23 protein-coding genes are annotated in these 22,213 nt (G+C 68.0%); 19 read left to right on the plus strand and 4 right to left on the minus strand.

The genetic code is table 11. From position 1 onward, the window contains the following. On the minus strand, positions 1-284 hold a 284-nt coding region (locus BLQ39_RS14415), incomplete at its 3' end, for a transposase (RefSeq protein ID WP_143006485.1). A gap of 46 nt (positions 285-330) precedes the next feature. Next, complete coding sequence (locus tag BLQ39_RS14420) at positions 331-681, minus strand: DUF1844 domain-containing protein (RefSeq protein ID WP_174775367.1); 351 nt, start codon at positions 679-681, stop codon at positions 331-333. A 256-nt stretch (positions 682-937) separates the two neighbouring features. Here BLQ39_RS14420 and infC point away from each other — a divergent pair, with 256 nt between their 5' ends. From infC to BLQ39_RS14510, 18 genes are all read left to right on the plus strand, one after another. Further along, positions 938-1,588, plus strand: a complete 651-nt coding sequence (gene infC / locus BLQ39_RS14425; RefSeq protein ID WP_092325034.1) for a translation initiation factor IF-3 — start codon at positions 938-940, stop codon at positions 1,586-1,588. Continuing rightward, on the plus strand, positions 1,581-1,775 hold the full coding sequence (rpmI, locus tag BLQ39_RS14430; RefSeq protein ID WP_092325036.1) for a 50S ribosomal protein L35: 195 nt from the start codon (positions 1,581-1,583) through the stop codon (positions 1,773-1,775). The genes infC and rpmI overlap by 8 nt, the downstream gene beginning before the upstream one ends. 28 nt (positions 1,776-1,803) lie before the next feature. Beyond that, a complete protein-coding gene (gene rplT, locus BLQ39_RS14435) occupies positions 1,804-2,190 on the plus strand; it encodes a 50S ribosomal protein L20 (RefSeq protein ID WP_092325038.1) in 387 nt (128 codons plus the stop codon). A 77-nt stretch (positions 2,191-2,267) separates the two neighbouring features. Further along, entirely contained in the window at positions 2,268-3,068 is an 801-nt protein-coding gene (locus BLQ39_RS14440) for a TrmH family RNA methyltransferase (RefSeq protein WP_092325040.1), read from the plus strand. 70 nt (positions 3,069-3,138) lie between these two features. Further along, on the plus strand, positions 3,139-3,927 hold the full coding sequence (locus BLQ39_RS14445; RefSeq protein ID WP_092325042.1) for an amino acid ABC transporter ATP-binding protein: 789 nt from the start codon (positions 3,139-3,141) through the stop codon (positions 3,925-3,927). A gap of 41 nt (positions 3,928-3,968) precedes the next feature. Then, complete coding sequence (locus BLQ39_RS14450) at positions 3,969-4,838, plus strand: glutamate ABC transporter substrate-binding protein (protein WP_092325044.1); 870 nt, start codon at positions 3,969-3,971, stop codon at positions 4,836-4,838. Positions 4,839-4,931: 93 nt separating this feature from the next. Further along, positions 4,932-5,579 carry an amino acid ABC transporter permease gene (locus tag BLQ39_RS14455; RefSeq protein ID WP_092325046.1) on the plus strand — a complete coding sequence of 216 codons (648 nt, stop codon included), beginning with the start codon at positions 4,932-4,934 and terminating at the stop codon, positions 5,577-5,579. Next, entirely contained in the window at positions 5,576-6,502 is a 927-nt protein-coding gene (locus tag BLQ39_RS14460) for an amino acid ABC transporter permease (RefSeq protein ID WP_092325048.1), read from the plus strand. Before BLQ39_RS14455 ends, BLQ39_RS14460 begins: the two co-directional genes overlap by 4 nt. Before the next feature lie 11 nt (positions 6,503-6,513). Then, positions 6,514-7,554, plus strand: a complete 1,041-nt coding sequence (gene pheS, locus BLQ39_RS14465; protein ID WP_092325050.1) for a phenylalanine--tRNA ligase subunit alpha — start codon at positions 6,514-6,516, stop codon at positions 7,552-7,554. After that, positions 7,554-10,091: a phenylalanine--tRNA ligase subunit beta gene (gene pheT, locus BLQ39_RS14470; protein WP_092325052.1), complete on the plus strand. Its 2,538-nt coding sequence runs from the start codon at positions 7,554-7,556 to the stop codon at positions 10,089-10,091. Before pheS ends, pheT begins: the two co-directional genes overlap by 1 nt. 180 nt (positions 10,092-10,271) lie before the next feature. Beyond that, on the plus strand, positions 10,272-11,315 hold the full coding sequence (gene argC, locus BLQ39_RS14475; RefSeq protein ID WP_092325054.1) for an N-acetyl-gamma-glutamyl-phosphate reductase: 1,044 nt from the start codon (positions 10,272-10,274) through the stop codon (positions 11,313-11,315). Further along, complete coding sequence (gene argJ, locus BLQ39_RS14480; RefSeq protein ID WP_092325056.1) at positions 11,312-12,493, plus strand: bifunctional glutamate N-acetyltransferase/amino-acid acetyltransferase ArgJ; 1,182 nt, start codon at positions 11,312-11,314, stop codon at positions 12,491-12,493. Before argC ends, argJ begins: the two co-directional genes overlap by 4 nt. After that, the gene (argB, locus tag BLQ39_RS14485; RefSeq protein WP_092325058.1) at positions 12,490-13,404 is read left to right on the plus strand and encodes an acetylglutamate kinase; all 915 of its coding nucleotides are present in this window, start codon (positions 12,490-12,492) and stop codon (positions 13,402-13,404) included. Before argJ ends, argB begins: the two co-directional genes overlap by 4 nt. After that, entirely contained in the window at positions 13,401-14,606 is a 1,206-nt protein-coding gene (locus BLQ39_RS14490; protein WP_092325060.1) for an acetylornithine transaminase, read from the plus strand. The genes argB and BLQ39_RS14490 overlap by 4 nt, the downstream gene beginning before the upstream one ends. A 48-nt stretch (positions 14,607-14,654) precedes the next feature. Next, positions 14,655-15,584, plus strand: a complete 930-nt coding sequence (gene argF, locus BLQ39_RS14495) for an ornithine carbamoyltransferase (protein WP_092325062.1) — start codon at positions 14,655-14,657, stop codon at positions 15,582-15,584. A gap of 126 nt (positions 15,585-15,710) precedes the next feature. Further along, positions 15,711-16,910, plus strand: coding sequence for an argininosuccinate synthase (locus tag BLQ39_RS14500; protein ID WP_092325064.1), 1,200 nt, complete (start codon positions 15,711-15,713; stop codon positions 16,908-16,910). Positions 16,911-16,916: 6 nt separating this feature from the next. Next, positions 16,917-18,368 (plus strand): argininosuccinate lyase, encoded by a 1,452-nt coding sequence (argH, locus tag BLQ39_RS14505; RefSeq protein WP_092325066.1) that lies wholly within the window; start codon positions 16,917-16,919, stop codon positions 18,366-18,368. Between the two features lie 24 nt (positions 18,369-18,392). Then, the gene (locus BLQ39_RS14510) at positions 18,393-19,085 is read left to right on the plus strand and encodes a DNA-3-methyladenine glycosylase (RefSeq protein ID WP_092325068.1); all 693 of its coding nucleotides are present in this window, start codon (positions 18,393-18,395) and stop codon (positions 19,083-19,085) included. A 19-nt stretch (positions 19,086-19,104) separates the two neighbouring features. Here BLQ39_RS14510 and BLQ39_RS14515 read toward each other — a convergent pair whose 3' ends face one another. After that, positions 19,105-19,701 (minus strand): hypothetical protein, encoded by a 597-nt coding sequence (locus BLQ39_RS14515; RefSeq protein ID WP_092325070.1) that lies wholly within the window; start codon positions 19,699-19,701, stop codon positions 19,105-19,107. Further along, the gene (locus BLQ39_RS14520) at positions 19,698-20,336 is read right to left on the minus strand and encodes a sigma-70 RNA polymerase sigma factor region 4 domain-containing protein (RefSeq protein ID WP_092325072.1); all 639 of its coding nucleotides are present in this window, start codon (positions 20,334-20,336) and stop codon (positions 19,698-19,700) included. The genes BLQ39_RS14515 and BLQ39_RS14520 overlap by 4 nt, the downstream gene beginning before the upstream one ends. 146 nt (positions 20,337-20,482) lie before the next feature. Between BLQ39_RS14520 and tyrS the strand changes: the two genes are divergently transcribed. Beyond that, complete coding sequence (gene tyrS / locus BLQ39_RS14525; protein ID WP_198414406.1) at positions 20,483-21,784, plus strand: tyrosine--tRNA ligase; 1,302 nt, start codon at positions 20,483-20,485, stop codon at positions 21,782-21,784. Positions 21,785-22,213: the final 429 nt, after the last annotated feature.

Here is a 22,213-nt window from a genome sequence, read left to right on the forward strand (position 1 = left end):
CAGTCGATCATCCCGACCGCGTCGGCCTCGGCCAGCAACCGGGAGTGGATCTTGTCCCAGGTCCCGTCGCAGCTAAACCGGCGATGCCGTTTCCAGACCGTCTGCCACGGACCGAAATTCTCCGGCAGATCCCGCCACGGAATTCCCGCCCGGAACCGGTAAATGATGCCCTCCAGGATCGAGCGATGATCCCGGAACGGTCGCCCCGCACTGCCATCCGAGCTCGGCATCAACGATTCGATCCGAGCCCACTGGTGATCGATCAGCAAAGCAGTACGAGACATCCCTCCACCCTCCCAAACGAATCACGATTCGATTAGGAGACACGCCCTAGTTGACGGGGCCGGTGTACTTCTCGCCCGGGCCCTTGCCGATCGGGTCGGGAATGGCGGATGCCTCGCGGAACGCCAGCTGCAGCGACCGCAGCCCGTCGCGGAGGCTCCGTGCGTGCATGTCCGCGATGTCCGGGGCCGCTGCGGTGACCAGTCCGGCGAGGGCGTTGATGAGTTTGCGGGCCTCGTCGAGGTCCATCTGCGTGTCCGGGTCGTCGGCCAGGCCGACCTTGACCGCGGAGGCGCTCATCAGGTGCACCGCGGCGGTCGTGATGATCTCCACCGCGGGCACATCGGCGATGTCCCTGGTGGCCTGCGCGGTGTCGTCCTGGTCGTAAGTGTTATTCACTGCAATCCTCTGATAGAGTCGTGTCGGCTCCGAGACGTAAGTCTCGGTACGAAAGTGGATAATCTCCCACCCGCGCTTGACCGCTTCATCAAGGTTACCGGGTAGTTAGCACTCCGCCGTTATGGCGCTGGTCTCCAGCATCGTGATGGTAGACAGGGTGTCGTGTGTGGTTCACGAGCGAACTTTTCTCGAACCAACGCACGTGATTTTTCTCTCTTCGTCGCCGGGCGGCATCCGTCACCTGTCTGTAGCCACGATGTTTGAGAAAGAGGAGCGACGCATCAGCGATCCCCGTACAAATGACCGTATCCGCGTCCCCGAAGTCCGTCTCGTTGGCCCTGCCGGCGAGCAGGTCGGGGTCGTGTCCATTGATGTTGCCCTGCGCCTGGCGCAGGATGCCGACCTTGACCTGGTCGAGGTTTCCCCCGACTCCAAGCCGCCGGTTGCCAAGATCATGGACTACGGCAAGTTCAAGTACGAGGCTGCGCAGAAGGCCAAGGAGGCCCGGCGCAACCAGGCGAACACGATCCTGAAAGAGGTTCGTTTCCGCCTCAAGATTGACACGCACGACTACGAGACGAAGCGCAAGCGCGCCGAGGGCTTCCTGAAGGCCGGCGACAAGGTCAAGGCCATGATTTTGTTCCGTGGTCGTGAGCAGTCCCGTCCGGACCAGGGCGTACGTCTGCTCAAGAAATTTGCCGAGGATGTAGCGGAATTCGGTTCAGTCGAATCGAGCCCGACCATCGACGGACGAAACATGGTCATGGTGATTGGCCCCCTGAAGAACAAGTCAGAGGCCAAGGCCGAGGCCAACGCACATAAGGCTGCCGACAAGGCAGACAAGGTAGCCGATAAGGCAGACAAGGTTGCCGACAAGGCAGCGAAACTGGAGGAAAAAGATGCCTAAGATGAAGACCCATTCCGGGACGAAGAAGCGGTTCAAGGTCACTGGCACCGGCAAGATCATGAAGCAGCAGGCTGGCATGCGTCACAACCTCGAGGTCAAGTCGACCAAGCGCAAGTCGCGCCTCAACACCGACCAGGTTCTGGCCAAGGCCGACACCAAGGTCATCAAGAAGCTTCTCGGTCTTTAGACCGCGTATCCGGTAAGGAACCAGAAAAATGGCAAGAGTAAAGAGGGCAGTAAACGCCCACAAGAAGCGTCGCGTCATTCTCGAACGCGCCGCGGGTTACCGCGGTCAGCGTTCGCGTCTGTACCGTAAGGCCAAGGAGCAGGTCACTCACTCCCTCGTCTACAGCTACCGTGACCGCCGTGCACGCAAGGGTGACTTCCGTCGCCTGTGGATCCAGCGGATCAACGCCGCGTCCCGCTCGAACGGCCTCACCTACAACCGCCTGATCCAGGGCCTCGCCCTGGCCGGCATCGGGGTCGACCGTCGCATCCTGGCTGACCTGGCCGTCAACGAGCCCGCCACTTTCGCGGCCCTCGTCGAGAGCGCCAAGAGCGCCCTTCCTGCCAACACGTCGGCACCGAAGGTCTCTGCATAAGCAGAGTTCCACACGCAGGATTCACGGGAGCGGGCGACTTGGTCGCCCGCTCCCGTTCTGCATCTAAGCTGGGACACATGCTTGATAATCCCCGTTCTCCGCGTGTGCGGGCCGTCGCAAAACTAGCCAAGCGCGCAGCGCGGGATGAAACCGGGGTCTTCCTGCTGGAAGGGCCGCAGGCCGTCGCCGAGGCGCTCACCTTCCGCCCGGATCTGGTCGTCGAACTGTTCGCGACCCCGACGGCGCTCGACCGCTACACCGACATCGCGGGCGCCGCGGCTGCCGCCGGCATCGAGGTCGAGTTCGTCACCGAGGCTGTGCTCGAATCGATGGCCGACACCGTGACCCCGCAGGGCTTCGTGGCCGTGTGTCACCAGTTCCCGATCTCGGTCAAGGACATCTTCGCGAAAAAGCCCAGGCTCATCGCCATCCTCGAAGAGGTGCGCGATCCCGGCAACGCCGGCACGATCATCCGGGCAGCGGATGCCGCCGGCGCGGACGCGGTCATCCTCACCGGCCGCAGCGTCGACCTGTACAACCCCAAGGTCGTCCGCGCCTCCACGGGCTCGATCTTCCACCTGCCGGTCGCCGTCGGCGCCACCCTCGAAGACGTCAGGGGCCGGGTGCAGGCCGCCGGCCTCCAGCTCCTCGCGGCCGACGTCAAGGGCGACGACCTGCTCGCCGCGCGCAACAGCGGCCTGCTCGCCGCGCCCACCGCCTGGCTCTTCGGCAACGAGGCCCGCGGGCTGACCGACGAAGACCTCGCCAAGGTCGACCGGTCGATCTCCGTGCCGCTCTACGGACACGCCGAATCGATGAACCTCGCCACCGCGGCATCCGTCTGCCTGTACGAAAGCGCCTTCGCCCAGCGGAGCTAGCATCACAAATGGGTAAATACCACAGATTGGTGGTATTCGCGGAGAGCCGTTTTCCCCTAAGTTGGGGGGTATGGAGCCCACCGATTCAACGCCGGCCACATCCAACATCAACGTCAGGCGGGGTGAACCGCTGGTCGTCGTGAAAAACGTTGACAAGCACTACGGCGACCTGCACGTTCTGAAGGACATCAACGCCGTTGTCAACCGCGGCGAAGTTGTCGTCGTGATCGGACCGAGCGGATCGGGCAAGTCGACACTCTGCCGGGCCATCAACCGGCTCGAGACAATCGACTCCGGCATCATCACCATAGACGGCCAGCCGCTGCCGGCCGAGGGCAAGGCCCTGGCCCACCTGCGTGCCGACGTAGGCATGGTCTTCCAGGCGTTCAACCTGTTCGCGCACAAGACCGTGCTGGAGAACGTGACGCTCGGGCCGATCAAGGTGCGCGGGCTGTCGAAGGCCGACGCCGAGAAGAAGGCCATGGCCCTGCTCGAACGCGTCGGGGTGGCAAACCAGGCGAAGAAGATGCCGGCGCAGCTCTCCGGCGGCCAGCAGCAGCGCGTGGCCATCGCGCGGGCGCTGGCCATGGAGCCCAAGCTGATCCTGCTCGACGAGCCCACCAGCGCGCTCGACCCGGAAATGATCAACGAGGTGCTCGAGGTCATGATCAACCTCGCCAACGACGGCATGACGATGATCGTCGTCACCCACGAAATGGGCTTCGCCCGCAAGGCAGCCAACCGGGTCATATTCATGGCCGAGGGCGAAATCGTCGAAGAAACCACTCCGGAGCAGTTCTTCACCAACCCCCAAAGCACGAGAGCGAAAGACTTCCTCTCGAAAATACTTGCCCACTAATCGGTGTGCAAGGAATCCCCACAGCAATCAGGAGAAAAACCATGAGACTCAACAAAGGTCTAATGATTTCGGCCATTGCCCTCGCGAGCGCGCTCGCGCTCAGCGGATGCACCGACTCGGGCGCAGCGCCCTCGGCCGCACCGGTCGAAAAAGCCCCCGAGTTTGACGCCGGCAGCACGATGGCCAAGCTCAGCGACGCCGGCAAGATCACCATCGGCACCAAGTTCGACCAGCCGCTCTTCGGCCTCAAGGGCCCAGACGGAACCCCGGAAGGTTTCGACGTCGAGATGGCTAAGCTCATCGCCGCCAAGCTCGGCATCAAGCCCGAGAACATCGAGTGGGTAGAGACCGTGTCGGCCAACCGCGAGCCGTTCATCCAGAACGGCCAGGTGGACATGGTCGTCGCCACCTACACGATCAACGACACGCGCAAGGAAGTCATCGACTTCGCCGGCCCGTACTACGAAGCCGGCCAGGACCTGCTCGTGCTCGCAGGCAACCCGGACAAGATCACCGGACCGGAAGACCTCACCGGCAAGCAGGTCTGCACCGTCAGCGGCTCCACCTCGGAGAAGAACATCGCCGCCTACACGGACAAGATCCAGGCGACCGACACCTACTCCAACTGCCTGGGCCCGCTGCGCAGCGGCGAGTCCGTGGCAGTGACCACGGACAACGTCATCCTGGCCGGCCTCGCCGACCAGAACGAGGGCGAGTTCGAGGTCGTCGACAAGCCGTTCACCAAGGAGCCGTACGGCATCGGCCTGAAGAAGGGTGACGAGGCGTTCCGCACCTTCATCAACGACACGCTCGAGAAGTCGTTTGAGGATGGCTCGTGGGCCGCTGCCTGGGACGCGACCGCCGGCAAGGTGCTTGAGACCCCGACGCCTCCCGCCGTCGACCGCTACTAGGCATATCCGGCTGATATCGGGGTGTTCCGGCTGTTTTCCGGCCGGACCACCCCGATCAGCACTGCTTGAAACACACAGAGAAGGAGGTGAGTTGTGGACGCAGTCATTGAAAACCTGCCCTTGTTTCTGGAGGGATTCAGAAACACGCTCGGTCTGCTGGTACTGGCCGGCATCGGGGCACTCGTGCTCGGCATCATCATCGCGACCATGCGCATCTCGCCCGTGGCGTCGTTTCGCGGATTCGCCACCGTGTTCACGGAGATCGTTCGGAACACCCCACTCACCCTGGTCCTCTTCTTCTGCGCCTACCTGCTGCCTTACCTGCAGTACTCGCCCGGCTACTTCACCCTGGCCGCGATCGGGCTCACCGTGTACACGTCGCCCTTCGTCGCCGAGGCGCTGCGTTCCGGCATCAATGGGGTGCACGTCGGTCAGGCCGAGGCCGCCCGCAGCATCGGCCTGACCTTCGGCCAGACGCTCTCCTTCGTGGTCATGCCGCAGGCCGTGCGCATGGTCATCCCGCCGCTGATCAACGTCTTCATCGCGCTGACCAAGAACACGTCGGTCGCCGGGGCGTTCTTCGTCTTCGAACTCTTCGGCGCCGCGCGCAAGGTCACCAACCTGCGAGGGGATGAAGTGCTCGCGATCCTGCTCTCCGTCGCCGCTTTCTACCTGCTCGTCACAATCTCCCTCGGCCTCATCGCCGGCCGGGTCGAGAAGAAGGTGGCGGTGCTCCGATGACCTCGGTTCTCTATGACGCTCCCGGGCCGAAGGCCATTGTCAGGTCGCGCGTCCTCTCCATTGTCGGCATCATCGTCATCGCGGCCGGCCTGGTCTGGCTCATCCTCGCGCTCGGTGCTCCCAAGGTCAGCGCCAACGGCGCCGTTCAGCCGGGCCTCTGGGACGCCTCCCGGTGGGACGTCTTCACCGACGTGCAGGTCTGGCGCACGCTCGGCCAGGGTGCCCTGAGCACGCTCCGGATGGCCGCTGTCGCCGCCGTGTTCGCGCTCGTGCTCGGCGTGCTCTTCTCCTTCGGCCGGGCATCCGACACCAGGTGGATCCGGATTCCGACCACCATCGTGCTCGAGTTCGTGCGTGGCATGCCGGTGCTGCTGATGATGCTCTTCATCCTGCTCGTCTTCTCCACCGGGTCGTTCTGGGCGGGCGTCGCAGCCCTCTCCGTGTACAACGGCGCGATCATCGGTGAGGCCCTGCGAGCCGGCATCGCTTCTCTGCCGCGCGGGCAGCGCGAGGCCGGGCTGGCCATCGGCCTGACCCCGATCGCGACCCGCTTCCGGATCGAATTCCCCCAGGCATTCCGGCAGATGCTGCCGATCATCATCGCGCAGCTCGTGGTGCTCCTGAAGGACACCTCGCTGTCGTTCGTGGTCGGCTACGAGGAGCTCCTCCGATCTGGTCTGTACAACCTGACAAACTTCTTCGGCAGCCGGTACTCCTTCTCGTTCTTCCTCGTCGTGCTGGCCATCTACCTGACGATGAACCTGCTGCTCTCCTGGCTGGCGCGGGTCATCGCGAGGCGCACCGGGTCCAGGGCCGGCGGCGTGACCCCGGATGCCGCGGCACCGCCCGAGAAGCCCGTCGCTCCCGAGGTCGTCCACCCCGCAGCCCAGGGCAACCAGAGCGCCGGGGCCCCGCCCTACTAAACTTGGGACTTGTGTCTGACCCCTCTGAGATCTCCGAACCCGTAGTGAGCGCGGCCGTCGCCGCCGCCCTCGCCGCCATCGCCGCAGTGAACGACTCCGCTGCCCTGAAGACCGTGCGCGCAGAGCACACCGGCGAGGCCTCCCCGCTGGCCCGGCTGAACGCCCTGATGCGCAGTGTGCCCGGCGACCAGAAGGCCCAGGCCGGCAAGCTCCTCGGCCAGGCCCGGGGAGCGGTGGCGCAGGCCTTTGCCGCGCGGGAAACCGCGATCACCGCCGCCGAGGTCGCCGCGCAGCTCGCCGCAGAGACGGTGGATGTCACCGCCGCCGCCACGACCTGGCAGCCCGGCGCGCGGCATCCGATCTCGCTCCTGCAGGAGCGCGTCACCGATGTCTTCGTCGGCATGGGCTGGGAGGTTGCGGAGGGACCGGAGCTCGAGAGCGAGTGGTTCAACTTCGACGCGCTCAACTTCGACGAGGACCACCCCGCCCGCGCCATGCAGGACACGTTCTTCGTCGAGCCGACCGCCGCGCACCTCGTGCTGCGCACCCACACCTCGCCGGTGCAGCTGCGCGCCCTGCTCTCCCGCGAGCTGCCCGTCTACGTTGTGGCGCCCGGCCGGGTGTTCCGCACCGACGAGCTCGACGCGACGCACACGCCCGTCTTCCACCAGGTCGAGGGCATCGCCATCGACGAGGGGCTCACCATGGCGCACCTGCGCGGCACGCTCGACCACTTCGTCAAGGCCATGTTCGGCGAGGAGGCGAAGGTTCGCCTGCGCCCCAACTACTTCCCGTTCACCGAGCCGAGCGCCGAGCTCGACCTCTGGCACCCCACCTTCAAGGGCGGCGCGCGCTGGATCGAATGGGGCGGCTGCGGCATGGTCAACGCCAACGTGCTCCGCTCCGCCGGGATCGACCCTGAGGTCTACTCCGGTTTCGCGTTCGGCGTCGGCGTCGAACGAGCCCTGATGTTCCGAAACGATGTGAAGGATATGCGCGACATGATCGAGGGCGACATCCGCTTCAGCCAGCAGTTCGGGATGACCGTCTGATGCGCGTCCCACTGAGTTGGCTCGCCGAGTACGTCGACCTCGAGCCCGGCACAACCCCCGAAGACGTGCACGCCGCCCTCGTCAGCGTCGGCCTCGAAGAGGAGGACATCCACCGCTTCGAGCTGTCCGGCCCGATCGTCGTCGGCGAGGTGCTCTCCGCCGAGCCCGAAGCGCAGACCAACGGCAAGACCATCAACTGGTGCCAGGTGCGTGTCGCGCCCGGCGATGAGACCGCGGCCGACGGCGGCCCCGCCATCCACGGCGTGGTCTGCGGCGCCCACAACTTCGTCGTCGGCGACAAGGTCGTCGTGACCCTGCCCGGCTCCGTGCTGCCCGGCCCGTTCCCGATCGCGGCCCGCAAGACCTACGGCCACGTCTCCGACGGCATGATCGCCTCGGCCAAGGAGTTGGGCCTGGGCGACGACCACGAGGGCATCCTCGTGCTCGGCACGCTCGGGCTCGACCCCGAGGTGGGCACGGATGCGATCAGCCTGCTCGGGCTGGACGACGCGGCCGTCGAAATCAACGTCACCCCCGACCGTGGCTACGCGTTCTCGATCCGCGGCGTCGCCCGCGAGTACTCGCACGCCACCGGCGCCACGTTCCGCGACCCGGCCCTGGCCGTCGCTCCCGTCGTCACGGCGTCGGAGTTCCCGGTCACGATCGACGACCAGGCGCCGATCCGCGGCCGCGTCGGCGCGAGCGTCTTCGTCACCCGCGCGGTGCGCGGAGTCGACCCCAGCAAGCCGTCTCCGGCCTGGCTGATCGCCCGGCTGAAGCTGGCCGGCATCCGGTCGATCTCGCTCATCGTCGACGTGACCAACTACGTGATGCTCGAGCTCGGCCAGCCGATCCACGGCTACGACCTCGACAGGCTCAACGGCGGCATCACCGTGCGCCGGGCGCTGGAGGAGGAGAAGCTCGTCACCCTCGACGACGCGACCCGCGAGCTTCACCCGGAAGACCTGCTGATCACCGACGAGTCAGGGCCGATCGGCCTGGCCGGCGTGATGGGCGGCCAGACCACCGAGATCGGCGCGTCGACGCGGAACGTGCTGATCGAGGCGGCCAACTTCGACCCGGTGTCGATCGCGCGCACCGCCCGCCGGCACAAGCTGCCGAGCGAGGCGTCCCGTCGCTTCGAACGCGGGGTCGACCCGGCCGTTGCCGTCGTCGCAGCCGCGCGCGTGGTGCAGCTGCTGGTCGAACTCGCCGGGGGAGTGGCCGACGACCTCGGCTCGCTGCACGACGCGACCCCCGACGCGGTGCCGATCGAGCTGCCCACCGGCTTCATCTCCGGCCTGATCGGCCTCGAGTACACCCGCGACGAGGTGCGCACCTCGCTGGCCGAGATCGGCGCGACGATGACGGAGACGCCGACCGGGCTGGCCGTCACCGCCCCGAGCTGGCGCCCCGACCTGACCGACAAGTGGACCCTGGCCGAGGAAGTCGCGCGCATCGTCGGCTACGACCGCATCCCCTCGGTGCTGCCGGTCGCGCCCCCCGGGCGAGGACTCACCCTGCCACAGGTGCTCAAGCGCCAGATCGCGCAGACCCTCGCGGCCGCGGGCCACACCGAGGTGCTCGCCTACCCGTTCGTGTCGGAGAAGGCGAACGACCTGTTCGGGAACCCCGTTTCCGGCCCCGTTCCGCAGCTGCGGCTGGCGAACCCGATGGACGGCGAGGCGCCGTTCATGCGCACCTCGATCCTGCCCGGGCTGTTGCAGATCGCCCACCGCAACCGCTCTCGCGGGCTCACCGACCTGGCCGTGTTCGAGCTGGGGCTCGTCTTCCGGCCCGAGCCGGGCATCCGCTACGGCGCCGACGTGGTGCCGCCCGGCGCGGTGCGGCCGAGCGCCAACCTGGAGGCCGAGCTGAACGCCGGCATCCCCCCTCAGCCTCTGATGCTCGGCGTCGTGCTGATCGGCAACGCGGCGCGGCACCAGCCGGGCCACCCCGCGGTCGCGGCCGGCTGGCAGGACGCCCTCGCCGCCGTGCAGCAGGTCGCGCTCGCCTCCGGCGTGCGGATCCAGGTGCGCCAGGGTTCGCACCAGGCGATGCACCCGGGGCGCACGGCCGAACTCTTCGTGACAACGGCGGGCGACGCGGACGAGGTCGTCGGCTACGCCGGCGAGCTGCTCCCCGCCGTCGCGCGTGAGGGCGACCTGCCCTCGGTCGTCGCCGTCGCCGAGGTCAACCTGTCCGACGTGATCGCCCACGCGGGCGCCGGGATCGTCGCGACGCCGATCCGCACCATGCCGGCGGCGACCCAGGACCTCTCGCTCGTGGTCGACGCCGATGTGCCGGCCGCCGACGTGCTCGCGGCCGTGTCCGAGGGCGGTGGGGCGCTGCTCGAGAGCGCGCACCTGGTCGACGACTACCGTGGCGCGGGCGTCCCGGTCGGCCGCAAGTCGCTGACCTTCGCGCTGCGTTTCCGCGCGCTGGACCGCACACTCACGGCGCCCGAGGCGAGCGAAGCCAAGCTCGCCGGTGTCGCCGTGGCCGCCGCACGCTTCGGGGCGACCATCCGCGAGTAGTCCCTTCCGCCGACCGCAACAGTCAAGCTCGGCGAACGGAGCGCCCGCGCCGCCACTCGCCGTGGCGCCCCGCCCGATCGCCGAGAGTCGCCGATTCTGCCGAGAATCGCCGCCGGAACGGCGCGTCTCGGCGTAATCGGCGATTCTCGGCGGGGAGAGGCTGCGCGATAGGTTTAACGCATGGTCTTTTCGGTGGCAGTGGCGGGCGCGAGCGGCTATGCGGGCGGAGAGCTGCTGCGGCTGATCGCCGGGCACCCCGACCTCGAGCTGCGCACGGTGACCGCGCACAGCAACGCCGGGCAGCGCCTCCTCGATGTCCAGCCTCACCTGCGGTCGCTCGCGCACCTGACGCTCGTCGACACGTCGCCGGAGACCCTGGCCGGGCACGACGTCGTCTTCCTCGCGCTGCCTCACGGCGCATCCGGTGCCCTGACCGCCCACCTGCCCGCCGAGACGCTCGTGGTCGACTGCGGCGCGGACCACCGGCTCGAGAGCGAGCCCGACTGGGCCGCGTTCTACGGCGGCGACTACTACGGCGCCTGGGCCTACGGGGTGCCCGAGCTTCCCGTCGCGGGCGGCAAGCAGCGGGACCGCCTGGTCGGGGCGCGGCGCATCGCCGCGCCCGGGTGCAATGCCAGCACCGTCGCCCTCGCCCTCGCGCCCGGGATCCTCGCGGGCGTCATCGAGGCCCAGGACATCGTGGCCGTGCTGGCGGTCGGCCCGTCCGGCGCCGGCAAGAGCCTCAAGCTGCCGAACCTCGCGCCCGAGATTCTCGGCTCGGCGAACCCCTACGCGGTCGGCGGAGTGCACCGCCACATCCCCGAGATGCAGCAGGGCCTGCGCTGGGCCGGAGCAGTGAACCCGACCATCTCCTTCACTCCCGTGATCGTGCCGATGTCTCGCGGCATCCTCGCCACCGCCACCGCCCGCCTCGTGCCGGGCACCTCGGCGGCCGCCGTGCGTGACGCCTGGGAGCGTGCCTACGCCGACGAACCGTTCGTGCACCTGCTGCCCGATGGTCACTTCCCGCGCACAGCGGATGTTCTCGGCGCGAACACCGCGCTGATCGGCCTCGCCGTCGACGAGGCAGCCGGTCGCGTCGTGACGGTGACCGCCGTCGACAACCTGGTCAAGGGCACCGCCGGCGCCGCCATCCAATCGGCCAACATCGCCCTCGGACTGCCCGAAACCGCGGGCCTCAGCACGAATGGAGTCGCCCCGTGAGCGTCACAGCCCCCGCCGGATTCGCCGCAGCCGGTGTCACCGCCGGTCTCAAGAAATCGGGCGGCCTCGACCTGGCCCTCGTGCAGAACCTCGGCCCGCTCACCAGCGCGGCGACCGTTTTCACGATCAACCGCTGCCAGGCCAACCCGGTGATCTGGAGCCGGCAGGTCATGGCCGACGGCGTGGTCAGCGCGATCGTGCTCAACTCCGGCGGCGCGAACTGCTACACCGGCCGGATCGGCTTCCAGACCACCCACGCGACGGCCGAGGCCGTCGCTGCCCGACTGGACATCTCCGCCGGGGACGTGCTCGTCTGCTCGACCGGCCTGATCGGCGAACAGCTCGATCTCGACAAGCTCAGGGCCGGCGTCTGGGAGGCGTCCCTGGCCCTCCAGGGTGACGTCGCGGCGTCGCCCGAAGCGGGCCTCGCCGCCGCGACCGCCATTATGACCACCGACACGACGCCGAAGCAGGCCGAGCACCGATCGCCGGCCGGCTGGACCATCGGCGGCATGGCCAAGGGCGCCGGGATGCTCGCGCCGGGCCTCGCGACCATGCTCGTCGTGATCACCACCGACGCGGTCCTCGACTCCGCGCGGCTCGATACCGCGCTCCGCCAGGCGACCCGGCTGACCTTCGACAGGCTCGACTCCGACGGCTGCATGTCCACAAACGACACCGTCAGCCTGCTCGCCTCCGGGGCCAGCGGCATCGACGCCGACGAGGCCGAGTTCGCGGATGCCCTCACCGAGTTGTGCCGCGACCTCACCCTCCAACTGCAGGCCGACGCCGAGGGGGCGGCGCACGACGTCGCCATCGAGGTGGTGAATGCCCTCTCAGAGACCGAGGCGGTCACGGTGGCGCGGGCCGTCTCCCGGAGCAACCTGTTCAAGGCCGCCATCTACGGCAACGACCCCAACTGGGGCCGCGTGCTCGCCGCGGTCGGCACGGTCAGCGAGGCCGACGCCACCTTCGACCCGTACGGCATCGACGTCGCCATCAACGGCGTGCATGTCTGCACCGCGGGGGAGCCCGACGAACCCCGCGAACTCGTCGACCTCTCCGCACGGGCCGTGTCGGTGGTCATCGACCTGCACGCCGGCGCCGAAACGGCCACGATCTGGACCAACGACCTCACCCACGACTACGTCGAAGAGAACAGCGCGTACTCGAGTTGAGCGCCGACGAGAGCACCGACGACACCACCAACAGCCAGGCGGAGGCAGCCGTCAAGGCCGCCATCCTGATTGAATCCCTGCCCTGGCTCAAGCGGTTCCACGACCAGGTGATCGTGATCAAGTTCGGCGGCAACGCCATGGTGAGCGAGGAACTGCAGCGCGCGTTCGCAGAGGACATGGTCTACCTGCGCTACGCCGGCATCCGCCCGGTCGTCGTGCACGGCGGCGGCCCGCAGATCTCCGCCATGCTCGAGCGCCTCGGCATCGAGAGCGAGTTCCGCGGCGGCTACCGGGTCACGACACCCGAGGCGATGGACGTCGTGCGCATGGTGCTCACCGGCCAGATCAACCGCGACCTCGTCAGCCACATCAACCAGCACGGCCCGCTTGCCGCAGGCCTCTCCGGTGAGGATGCCGGCCTGTTCCAGGGGCGCCGCCGCGGCGTCGTCATTGACGGCGAGGACGTCGACCTCGGCCTCGTCGGCGACGTCATCGGGGTCGACCCGGAGGCTGTGCACGCGCAACTCGCCGCCGGCCGGATCCCGGTCGTGTCGTCGATCGCACCCGACACGGATGTCCCGGGCCAGTCCCTGAACGTCAACGCCGACGCGGCCGCCGCCGCACTGGCGATCGCCCTCGGGGCGGCCAAGCTCGTCATCCTCACCGACGTCGCCGGCCTCTACAGCGACTGGCCCAACCGCGACTCGATCGTGAGCGTGATCGACACGGATGCCCTCCGCGCGTTGCTGCCCGGCCTCGAGTCCGGCATGATCCCCAAGATGACCGCCTGCCTCGACGCGGTCGAGGGCGGCGTGGCCAAGGCTGCGATCATCGACGGGCGCGTTCCGCACTCGATCCTGCTCGAAGTCTTCACGACCCAGGGCATCGGCACGGAGGTGGTACCGGCATGAGCGAGGCAGACCCGACGCAGGCAGACCGCACGTGGCAGGACCGCTTCGGCGACTCGATGATGCGCACGCTCGCGACCCCGCTCGCGCTGCTCGTGCGTGGCGAGGGATGCTACGTCTGGGACGACCAGGGCACGAAGTACCTCGATTTCCTGGCCGGTATCGCGGTGAACGCGCTCGGGCACGCGCATCCGGCCATGGTCGCCGCGGTCAGCGAGCAGGTCGCCACGCTCGTGCACGTGTCCAACTACTTCGCCACTCCGCCCCAGCTGGAACTCGCTGAACGGCTGAAACGCCTCACCGGGGCCGGCGAGAGCGGGCGCGTCTACTTCTGCAACTCGGGCGCCGAGGCCAACGAGGCCGCGTTCAAACTGGCCCGGCTCAACGTGAACGGCCGTGGCCGGACCCGGATCCTCGCCCTGCACGATTCCTTCCACGGCCGCACGATGGGCGCGCTCGCCCTCACCGGCAAGCCGCAGATGCGCGAGCCCTTCGAGCCCGTCCCCGGCGGCGTCGAGCACATCGACACGACGATCGAGGCGCTCGAGGCCGCGATCGACGGCACCGTCGCGGCCCTCTTCCTCGAACCGCTCAAGGGCGAGGCCGGCGTGCTGGAGCTCCCGGACGGTTTCCTCCGCCGCGCGCGCGAACTCTGCACCGAGCACGGCGTGCTGCTGATCCTCGACGAGATCCAGACCGGGATCGGACGCACCGGTACCTGGTTCGCCTACGAGCAGGACGGCATCCTGCCCGACGCGGTGACCCTGGCCAAGGGGATGGGCGGCGGCGTGCCGATCGGCGCGCTGGTCACCTTCGGCGCGGCCTCCGACCTCTTCACCCGTGGGCAGCACGGCTCGACCTACGGCGGCAACCCGCTCGTCACGGCGACCGCCAACGCGGTGCTCGGCGTGATCGAAGACGACGGCCTGGTCGCCAACGCGGCCCGCCGGGGGAGCGAGCTGCGGGAGATCATCGCCCGCTTCGACTCGCCTCTGATCGCGGAGGTGCGCGGGCGCGGGCTGCTCCTCGGCATCGGGCTGACCGAGCCGGTCGCGTTGCGGCTGGCGGCGGCGGCACTCTCACACGGGCTCATTGTCAACGCCGCCAACGAGCTGAGCATCCGCCTGGCGCCGCCGCTGATCGTCGGCGACGCCGAACTGGCCGAGTTCGAGCGCCGATTCGGGCTCGCACTGGCCAGCATCTAGAGTTGAACTTTCCCACCCGCTACCCGCACCATCAGCGAAAGTGACACCGTGACCCGCCATTTCCTGCGCGACGACGACATTTCTCCGGCCGAACAGGCGGAGATCCTCGACCGGGCCCTGGAGCTGAAGCGAGACCGATTCGCGGTCAAGCCCCTGGCCGGCCCGCAGACCGTCGCCGTGATCTTCGACAAGTCCTCGACCCGCACGAGGGTCTCGTTCGCGGTCGGAATCGCCGACCTCGGCGGCAGCCCGCTGATCATCAGCACGGCCAGCAGCCAGCTCGGCGGCAAGGAAACGGCATCCGACACGGCCCGGGTGCTTGAGCGCCAGGTCGCCGCGATCGTCTGGCGCACCTACGGCCAGGCCGGCCTCGAGGAGATAGCCAGCGGCACAAGCGTTCCCGTCGTCAACGCGCTCTCCGACGACTTCCACCCGTGCCAACTGCTCGCCGACCTGCTCACCATCCGCGAACATCGCGGTGACCTCGCCGGCCTGACCATCGCCTTCCTCGGCGACGGCGCCAGCAACATGGCCCAGTCCTACCTGCTCGCCGGGGCGACCGCCGGCATGCACGTGCGGGTCGCATCGCCGGCCGAGTACGCGCCGAACGCGCAGGTCGTGGCGGATGCCGCGGCAATCGCAGCTCGCACCGGCGGATCCGTCGCCCTGTACACCGACCCCCGCGAGGCCGTCGCCGGCGTCGACGTCGTCGTCACCGACACCTGGGTGTCGATGGGCAAGGAAGAGGAGAAGTCGGACCGCCTCGCCGTCTTCGGCGACTACCGGGTGGACGCCGCGATGATGGCCCTCGCGAAGGCGGACGCCCACTTCATGCACTGCCTCCCGGCCGACCGCGGCTACGAAGTCACCGCGGATGTCATCGACGGCCCGCAGAGCATCATCTGGGACGAGGCCGAAAACCGCCTGCACGCCCAGAAGTCGCTCCTCGTCTGGCTGCTCGCGCAAAACGCCGCCTAGGTACCCGACCCGACCCGGTGGTCGACCACCGGGTCTCGACGGGCTCGACCACCGCCTGGGGACTCGCGGCGAGGTCGACCTCTGCGACACCGTAAACTTGAAGATGATCACGGATTGAGGAGAACCATGGCAGAACGCGTTGTGCTCGCATACTCGGGTGGACTGGATACGTCGGTTGGCATCGGCTGGCTGAAGGATGCGACCGGAAAAGAGGTCGTCGCCCTCGCGATCGACGTCGGACAGAGCGGCGAAGACATGGACGTGATCCGCCAGCGAGCACTCGACTGTGGTGCCGTGGAGTCGATCGTCGTCGACGCCAAGGACGAATTCGCGACCGATTACGTCATGCCGGCGCTCAAGGCCAACGCGCTCTACCAGAAGCGCTACCCGCTCGTCTCGGCGCTCAGCCGTCCGCTGATCGCCAAGTACCTCGCCTCGACCGCGAAGGACCTCGGCGCGAACAGCGTCGCGCACGGCTGCACCGGCAAGGGCAATGACCAGGTGCGGTTTGAAGCCGCCGTCGCAGCCCTCGCGCCCGAGCTCACGTCACTCGCCCCGGTGCGCGACTTTGCGCTCACCCGCGACAAGGCCATCGAGTACGCGGCGATGCACAACCTGCCGATCGCGCAGTCGAAGAAGAGCCCGTACTCCATCGACCAGAACGTCTACGGCCGCGCGGTCGAGACCGGGTTCCTCGAGGACCCGTGGAACGCTCCGATCGAGGATCTCTACACCTACACGCAGGATCCGGCCGTGACCCGCGAGCCGACCGAGGTCGTCATCAGCTTCGACCAGGGCATTCCCGTCGCCATCGACGGCGTCCCCGTGACGCCGCTGCAGGCCATCGAACTCATGAACCTGCACGCCGGCAACCAGGGCGTCGGCCGCATCGACATCGTAGAGGACCGCCTCGTCGGCATCAAGAGCCGCGAGGTCTACGAGGCCCCGGCCGGCATCGCACTGATCGCCGCGCACGAAGAGCTCGAGAACATGACGATCGAACGCGACCTCGCCCGCTACAAGCGCACCGTGGAGTCGAAGTGGGCCGAGCTAGTCTACGACGGGCTCTGGTTCTCCGGCCTCAAGCGGGCCCTGGACGTGTTCATCGACGAGACGCAGAAGCACGTCACCGGCGACATCCGCCTGAAGATGCACGCCGGCAGCGCCGTCGTCACCGGGCGCAAGTCCACGCAGAGCCTGTACGACTTCAACCTCGCGACGTACGACACCGGGGACACCTTCGACCAGTCGATGGCCAAGGGTTTCATCGAGCTGTGGTCGCTGCCGAGCAAGATCTCGGCACGCCGCGACCTCGCCGGCAAGTAGGTCGGCGTGGCGCACAAGGGCGACAAGCCAGGCAACGGCGACAATCGTGCCGGCAAGGCGGGCGCCCTCTGGGGCGGCCGCTTCGCCGGCGGGCCGTCACCGGAGCTGGCGCGGCTGAGCAAGTCGACGCACTTCGACTGGCAGCTGGCGGAGTACGACCTCCGCGGTTCCAAGGCCCACGCCCGCGCCCTCGCCGCCGCCGGGTACCTGAGCGATGAAGAACTCGTCGCGATGGTCGCCGGGCTCGACGCCCTGGAGGTCGCCGTCGCCGAGGGCCGGTTCACGCCGGCCGAAAGCGACGAAGACGTGCACTCCGCCCTCGAGCGCGGCCTGATCGACATCATCGGCACCGAGCTCGGCGGCAAACTCCGCGCCGGCCGCAGCCGCAACGACCAGGTGGCCACGCTCGTCCGGATGCTGCTGCGCGACCGTTCCGCTGCGATCGCCGACCTCCTGATCGACCTGATCGACGCCCTGGCGTCGCAGGCCGAGGCGAACGAGCACGCGATCATGCCCGGCCGCACCCACCTGCAGCACGCGCAGCCCGTCTTGCTCGCCCACCACCTGTTCGCGCACTGCTGGCCGCTCGTGCGCGACCTCGAGCGGTTCGCCGACTGGAACAAGCGCGCCGACTTCTCGCCCTACGGCGGCGGCGCCCTGGCCGGAAGCACCCTCGGCCTGGATGCCCGCCACATCGCCACGGAACTCGGCTTCGGCGGCGTCGTCGAGAACTCGATCGACGGCACTGCGAGCCGCGACCTGGTCGCCGAGTTCGCGTACATCACTGCCCAGATCGGCATCGACCTGTCCCGGCTGGCCGAGGAGATCATCCTCTGGAACACGAAGGAGTTCGGTTTCGTCACCCTCGACGACGCCTACTCCACCGGGTCCTCGATCATGCCGCAGAAGAAGAACCCCGACATCGCCGAGCTCGCGCGCGGCAAGTCGGGCCGCCTGATCGGCAACCTCACCGGGCTGCTCACCACCCTCAAGGGGCTTCCGCTGGCCTACAACCGTGACCTGCAGGAAGACAAGGAACCCGTCTTCGACTCGATCGAGACGCTCCAGGTGCTCATGCCGGCCTTCACCGGCATGGTCGCCACTCTGACCTTCCACACCGACCGGATGGCCGAACTCGCGCCCCAGGGCTACTCCCTGGCCACGGATGTCGCCGAATGGCTGGTCAAGCGCCACGTCACCTTCCGCGATGCCCACGAGATCACCGGCTCACTGGTGAAGTTTGCCGAGGAACGCGGGCTCGAACTGCACGAGGTGGACGACGACGCGCTCCGGTCGATCTCAGAGCACCTGACCCCCGACGTGCGCGACGTGCTCAGCATCCGCGGTTCGGTGGAGGGCCGCGACGGCCAGGGCGGAACCTCGCCCGTGCGCGTCGCCGAACAGCGCGCCGCCCTCGTGGCGCGCGTGCGCGCATTGGCTGCGCCGCTGCTGAAGTGAGGCTGCTGAAGTGAGGCTCCCGAAGTGAGCTTCGACCGCGCCCTGCTCGAACGGCCCGCGACCCAGGTCGCGCCACTCCTGCTGGGCGCGGTGCTCAGCCACGGAGGGGTGTCGCTGCGCATCACCGAGGTCGAAGCGTACCTGGGCGGCGGGGCGGATCCCGGCTCGCATGCCTTTCGCGGGCAGACCCGGCGCAACGCCAGCATGTTCGGCCCGGCGGGTCGCCTCTACGCGTATTTCACCTACGGGATGCACGTCTGCGCCAACGTCGTCTGCTCGCCCGACGGCGAGGCGTCCGCCGTGCTGATCCGCGGCGGCGAGATCATCGATGGCATCGCGGATGCCCGCGCCCGCCGCACCTCGTCGGCCAGCGATCGCGACCTCGCGAGGGGCCCGGCGCGGCTCACGCTCGCGCTCGGGATCGGCCTCGGCGACGACGGCTCCGACCTGGCCCTGCCGCCGTTCCAGCTCACGCTGCCGGCCGAGCCGGCCGACTTCCTCACCGGCCCGCGCACGGGCGTGAGCGGCGAGGGCGGGGGAGCGGAGTTCCCGTGGCGGTTCTGGATGCCGGGCGAGGCATCCGTCTCGCCCTACCGCCGGGCCGTCCCGAAACCGCCGAAAGGACCCGCGAAACCGCAGTTGTGCGCGTCATTCGTGCCTCATAACGCGCACAACTGCGGGTTCGCGGGAGGTGGGGGTAAGAAAGGGGGGCTTTGAGGGGGCTTGGAGGGAGGGGCTAGACGACGGCGAGGCCGACGAGGGCGGCGCAGGCGCACGCCCAGATCAGGCTGGCGAAGGTGCCGATGATGAATCTCTCGCGTGCCTCGGCGGCCGCCAGCTCGGTGAAGCGGCCGACGCCCTTGATCGCCACGACCACGGCGAGGGCCTCGGGGAAACCGGCGAGGATCGCGCCGGCCACCGCCACGCGCTCGAGGATGCCGATGGTCAGTCCGCCGCGGAGCACCTCGTGCACTCCGGATGGGGCAACGGTGTCATCCGTGGCCCCGTCTTCGACGAGGATCCCGCCGTGGCTGCCCGGCGGCACGGTGTTCCTCGTGGCGAGCTCGAGAATGAGCACCGTGAGCGGCCCGCCGCCGATCGCGGCCAGCGCGACCGCGAGCATCCCGAGCACGATGCCGAAGACGCTCGGGCCTTGTGGCATCGGAACGGCCGCGACCAGCAGTCCGGCGGCGAGGGCCCCGGCCGAGCCGATGGCGTGGGCCCGCTTCTGCAGCTTGAAGGCGAGCACGGCGCCGACCAGGGCGCCGCTGGTGACAAGCAGGAGGAAGACCCAGTAGAGGTAGGTCAGCACGTGGGCGGTGAGCGAGGTCATGCGTCTCGTTCCGATTCGGTTGTGGCGCGGTCGAGGTTCTGTACGAGCTTAACCAGTGCGGGGCGCACGGCTTCCTCGACCCTCCATTGGGCGCTTTTCAGCCGCTGGCTGACCGCAGCGGTCGAGATCCCCAGGGCGGCGGCGATCTGCACCTGGGGCAGGCCGCGCCGGAGCAGTTCGATAGCCTCCCAGCCCTCGTTGGTGCGCCGCTGGCGCAGCAGCAGGAGCATGGTGACGATGGCTTCGACCTCGTCAGCGGCCGGCGTCGGGTCGCCCGGGGGAACCGTGGCCGCGGCCTCGAGGGCGAACCGCGCCTCGGTCCGCTTGGACCGGTTGACCGCGTCCCGGGCGGCCACGAAGGCTCCGCCGGATGCTTGCCTGGTCGAGGCGGGCAGGGGAGTGCGCACGTCGCCGATGCCGAGGCCGATGCTCCAATGGCCCGCACGGTGCAGCGCCAGCACAACGTTGAGCGCCGCGTCGGCATCGGCCGTCAGGAGCTGGATCTCGTCGCCGGAGGTCTGGTCGGGCGGGAGAAGGAAGGCGGGGCCGAAGTCGGCGTTCAGCCGGGCGATCATCTCGCTCGCCCGATCCCGGTCGTTGCGGCTGTCAATCTGGTCTGCGGTAATCACGAACATGTGGTTAAGCCTCCGTCCTGAAGTGAGTCTAATGAAGCTTCAGGCCTAAATCAAGACTCGTCAACCCGGAGAGCTTAATCCGCCCCCAGGACGCGCCCGGTACGCCCATCGGGAGGGCCGGCCCGGCGCGCTGGTAATCTGGCAGCGTGTCAGACCCAGCCATCCTCGCCCTGCAGGCCAACGATCCTTCCTTCGACAACGTCTGGGAGGAGATCATCTGGCGCGGCCTCGTGCACGTCTCCACCGACGAGTCCGAACTTCGCGAGTTGCTGGGGGGAGAGCCGATCACCTACTACTGCGGGTTCGACCCGACCGCGGCGAGCCTGCACCTGGGAAACCTCGTGCAGCTCCTGCTCATGCGGCGGCTGCAGCTGGCCGGCCACCGTCCCCTCGGCCTGGTCGGGGGATCCACCGGCCTGATCGGCGACCCTCGCCCGCAGGCCGAGCGCACGCTGCAGACCAAAGACGTCGTCGCGGAGTGGGTGGGGTACATCCAGGGCCAGGTCTCCCGGTTCCTCAGCGCCGAAGGCGACAACGCCGTCACCCTCGTCAACAACCTCGACTGGACCGAGAAGATGGGGGTCATCGACTTCCTGCGCGACGTCGGCAAGTACTACCGCGTCGGCACCATGCTCAAGAAGGATGCCGTGAGTGCCCGGCTCAACTCGGATGCCGGCATCAGCTACACAGAGTTCAGCTACCAGGTGCTCCAGGGGATGGACTTCCTCGAGCTCTACCGCAGCTACGGCTGCGTGCTGCAGACCGGGGGGAGTGACCAGTGGGGCAACCTCACCAGCGGCACCGACCTCATCCATCGCGCCGAGGGGGTGAGCGTGCACGCCATCGGCACGCCGCTCATCACCAACACCGACGGCACCAAGTTCGGCAAGAGCGAAGGCAACGCCGTCTGGCTCGACCCCACGCTCACGAGCCCGTACGCGCTCTACCAGTTCTGGCTGAACACGGACGATTCCGATGTGGTGGCCCGGCTCAAGGTCTTCACCTTCCTCACCCGCGCCGAAATCGAGCGCCTGGCGGAGGCGGTGGCGACCGAACCGTTCCGCCGCGAGGCTCAGCGCACCCTGGCCATCGAAGTGACGAGCCTCGTGCACGGGCAGCGGGCCACGGCCGCCGCCGTGCTCGCCGCGCAGGCTCTGTTCGGACAGGGGAACCTGGCCGACCTCGATCAGGAGACGCTCGAGGCCGCGCTGCGCGAACTCCCGAACACGACGACCGCTCCGCACGCTCCGGTGGCGCAGCTGCTCGTGGACACCGGGCTGACCGCCAGTCTCAGTGAAGCGAGGCGGGCGATCAGCCAGGGCGGGGTGTACCTGAACAACGTGAAGGTGCTGACCGACACGGAGACGATTGAGGGCGCCGTTCTGCCCAGCGGCGTCGCGGTTCTGCGCCGCGGCAAGAAGACCCTCGCCGGCGTCTTCGTCGAGTGAAACGAGCCGACACGCCCGGGATGAGGCAGCGAATTGCGGGCCTCCCGAAATCCGCGTAATGTCATCTCTTGTCACCCCACAGGTGCGGGAAGCGGAATGCTTCTCGGCCTCAAGCGGGACCATCCCAAGCTAAACAATGTGGAGTTATTCGCGTTGTTTGTTTGATGACGTGTCGCCTGGTTTCACTTGTTGAGATCGAGCGTTGCGGAACAGCTCAATAGCATGACAGGAAATGTCCCAGTGCAATGGCCTCGCGGTCGGCGGCTGGGTGCGTCCGATCCTTGAGAACTCAACAGCGTGCACAATGTCAAATGCCAAAAACCTCGTGGTTGGATCCCGTTTCTAGCGGGTGAATGCCAAGAGATTCCTTTGGAAAACATTTAAACAACAAAGCAAGTCAGTAATGATTTGTTCTGTCAGTTTCAAACT

It is taken from the genome of Cryobacterium psychrotolerans, assembly GCF_900101115.1.
Lineage (GTDB): Bacteria > Actinomycetota > Actinomycetes > Actinomycetales > Microbacteriaceae > Cryobacterium > Cryobacterium psychrotolerans.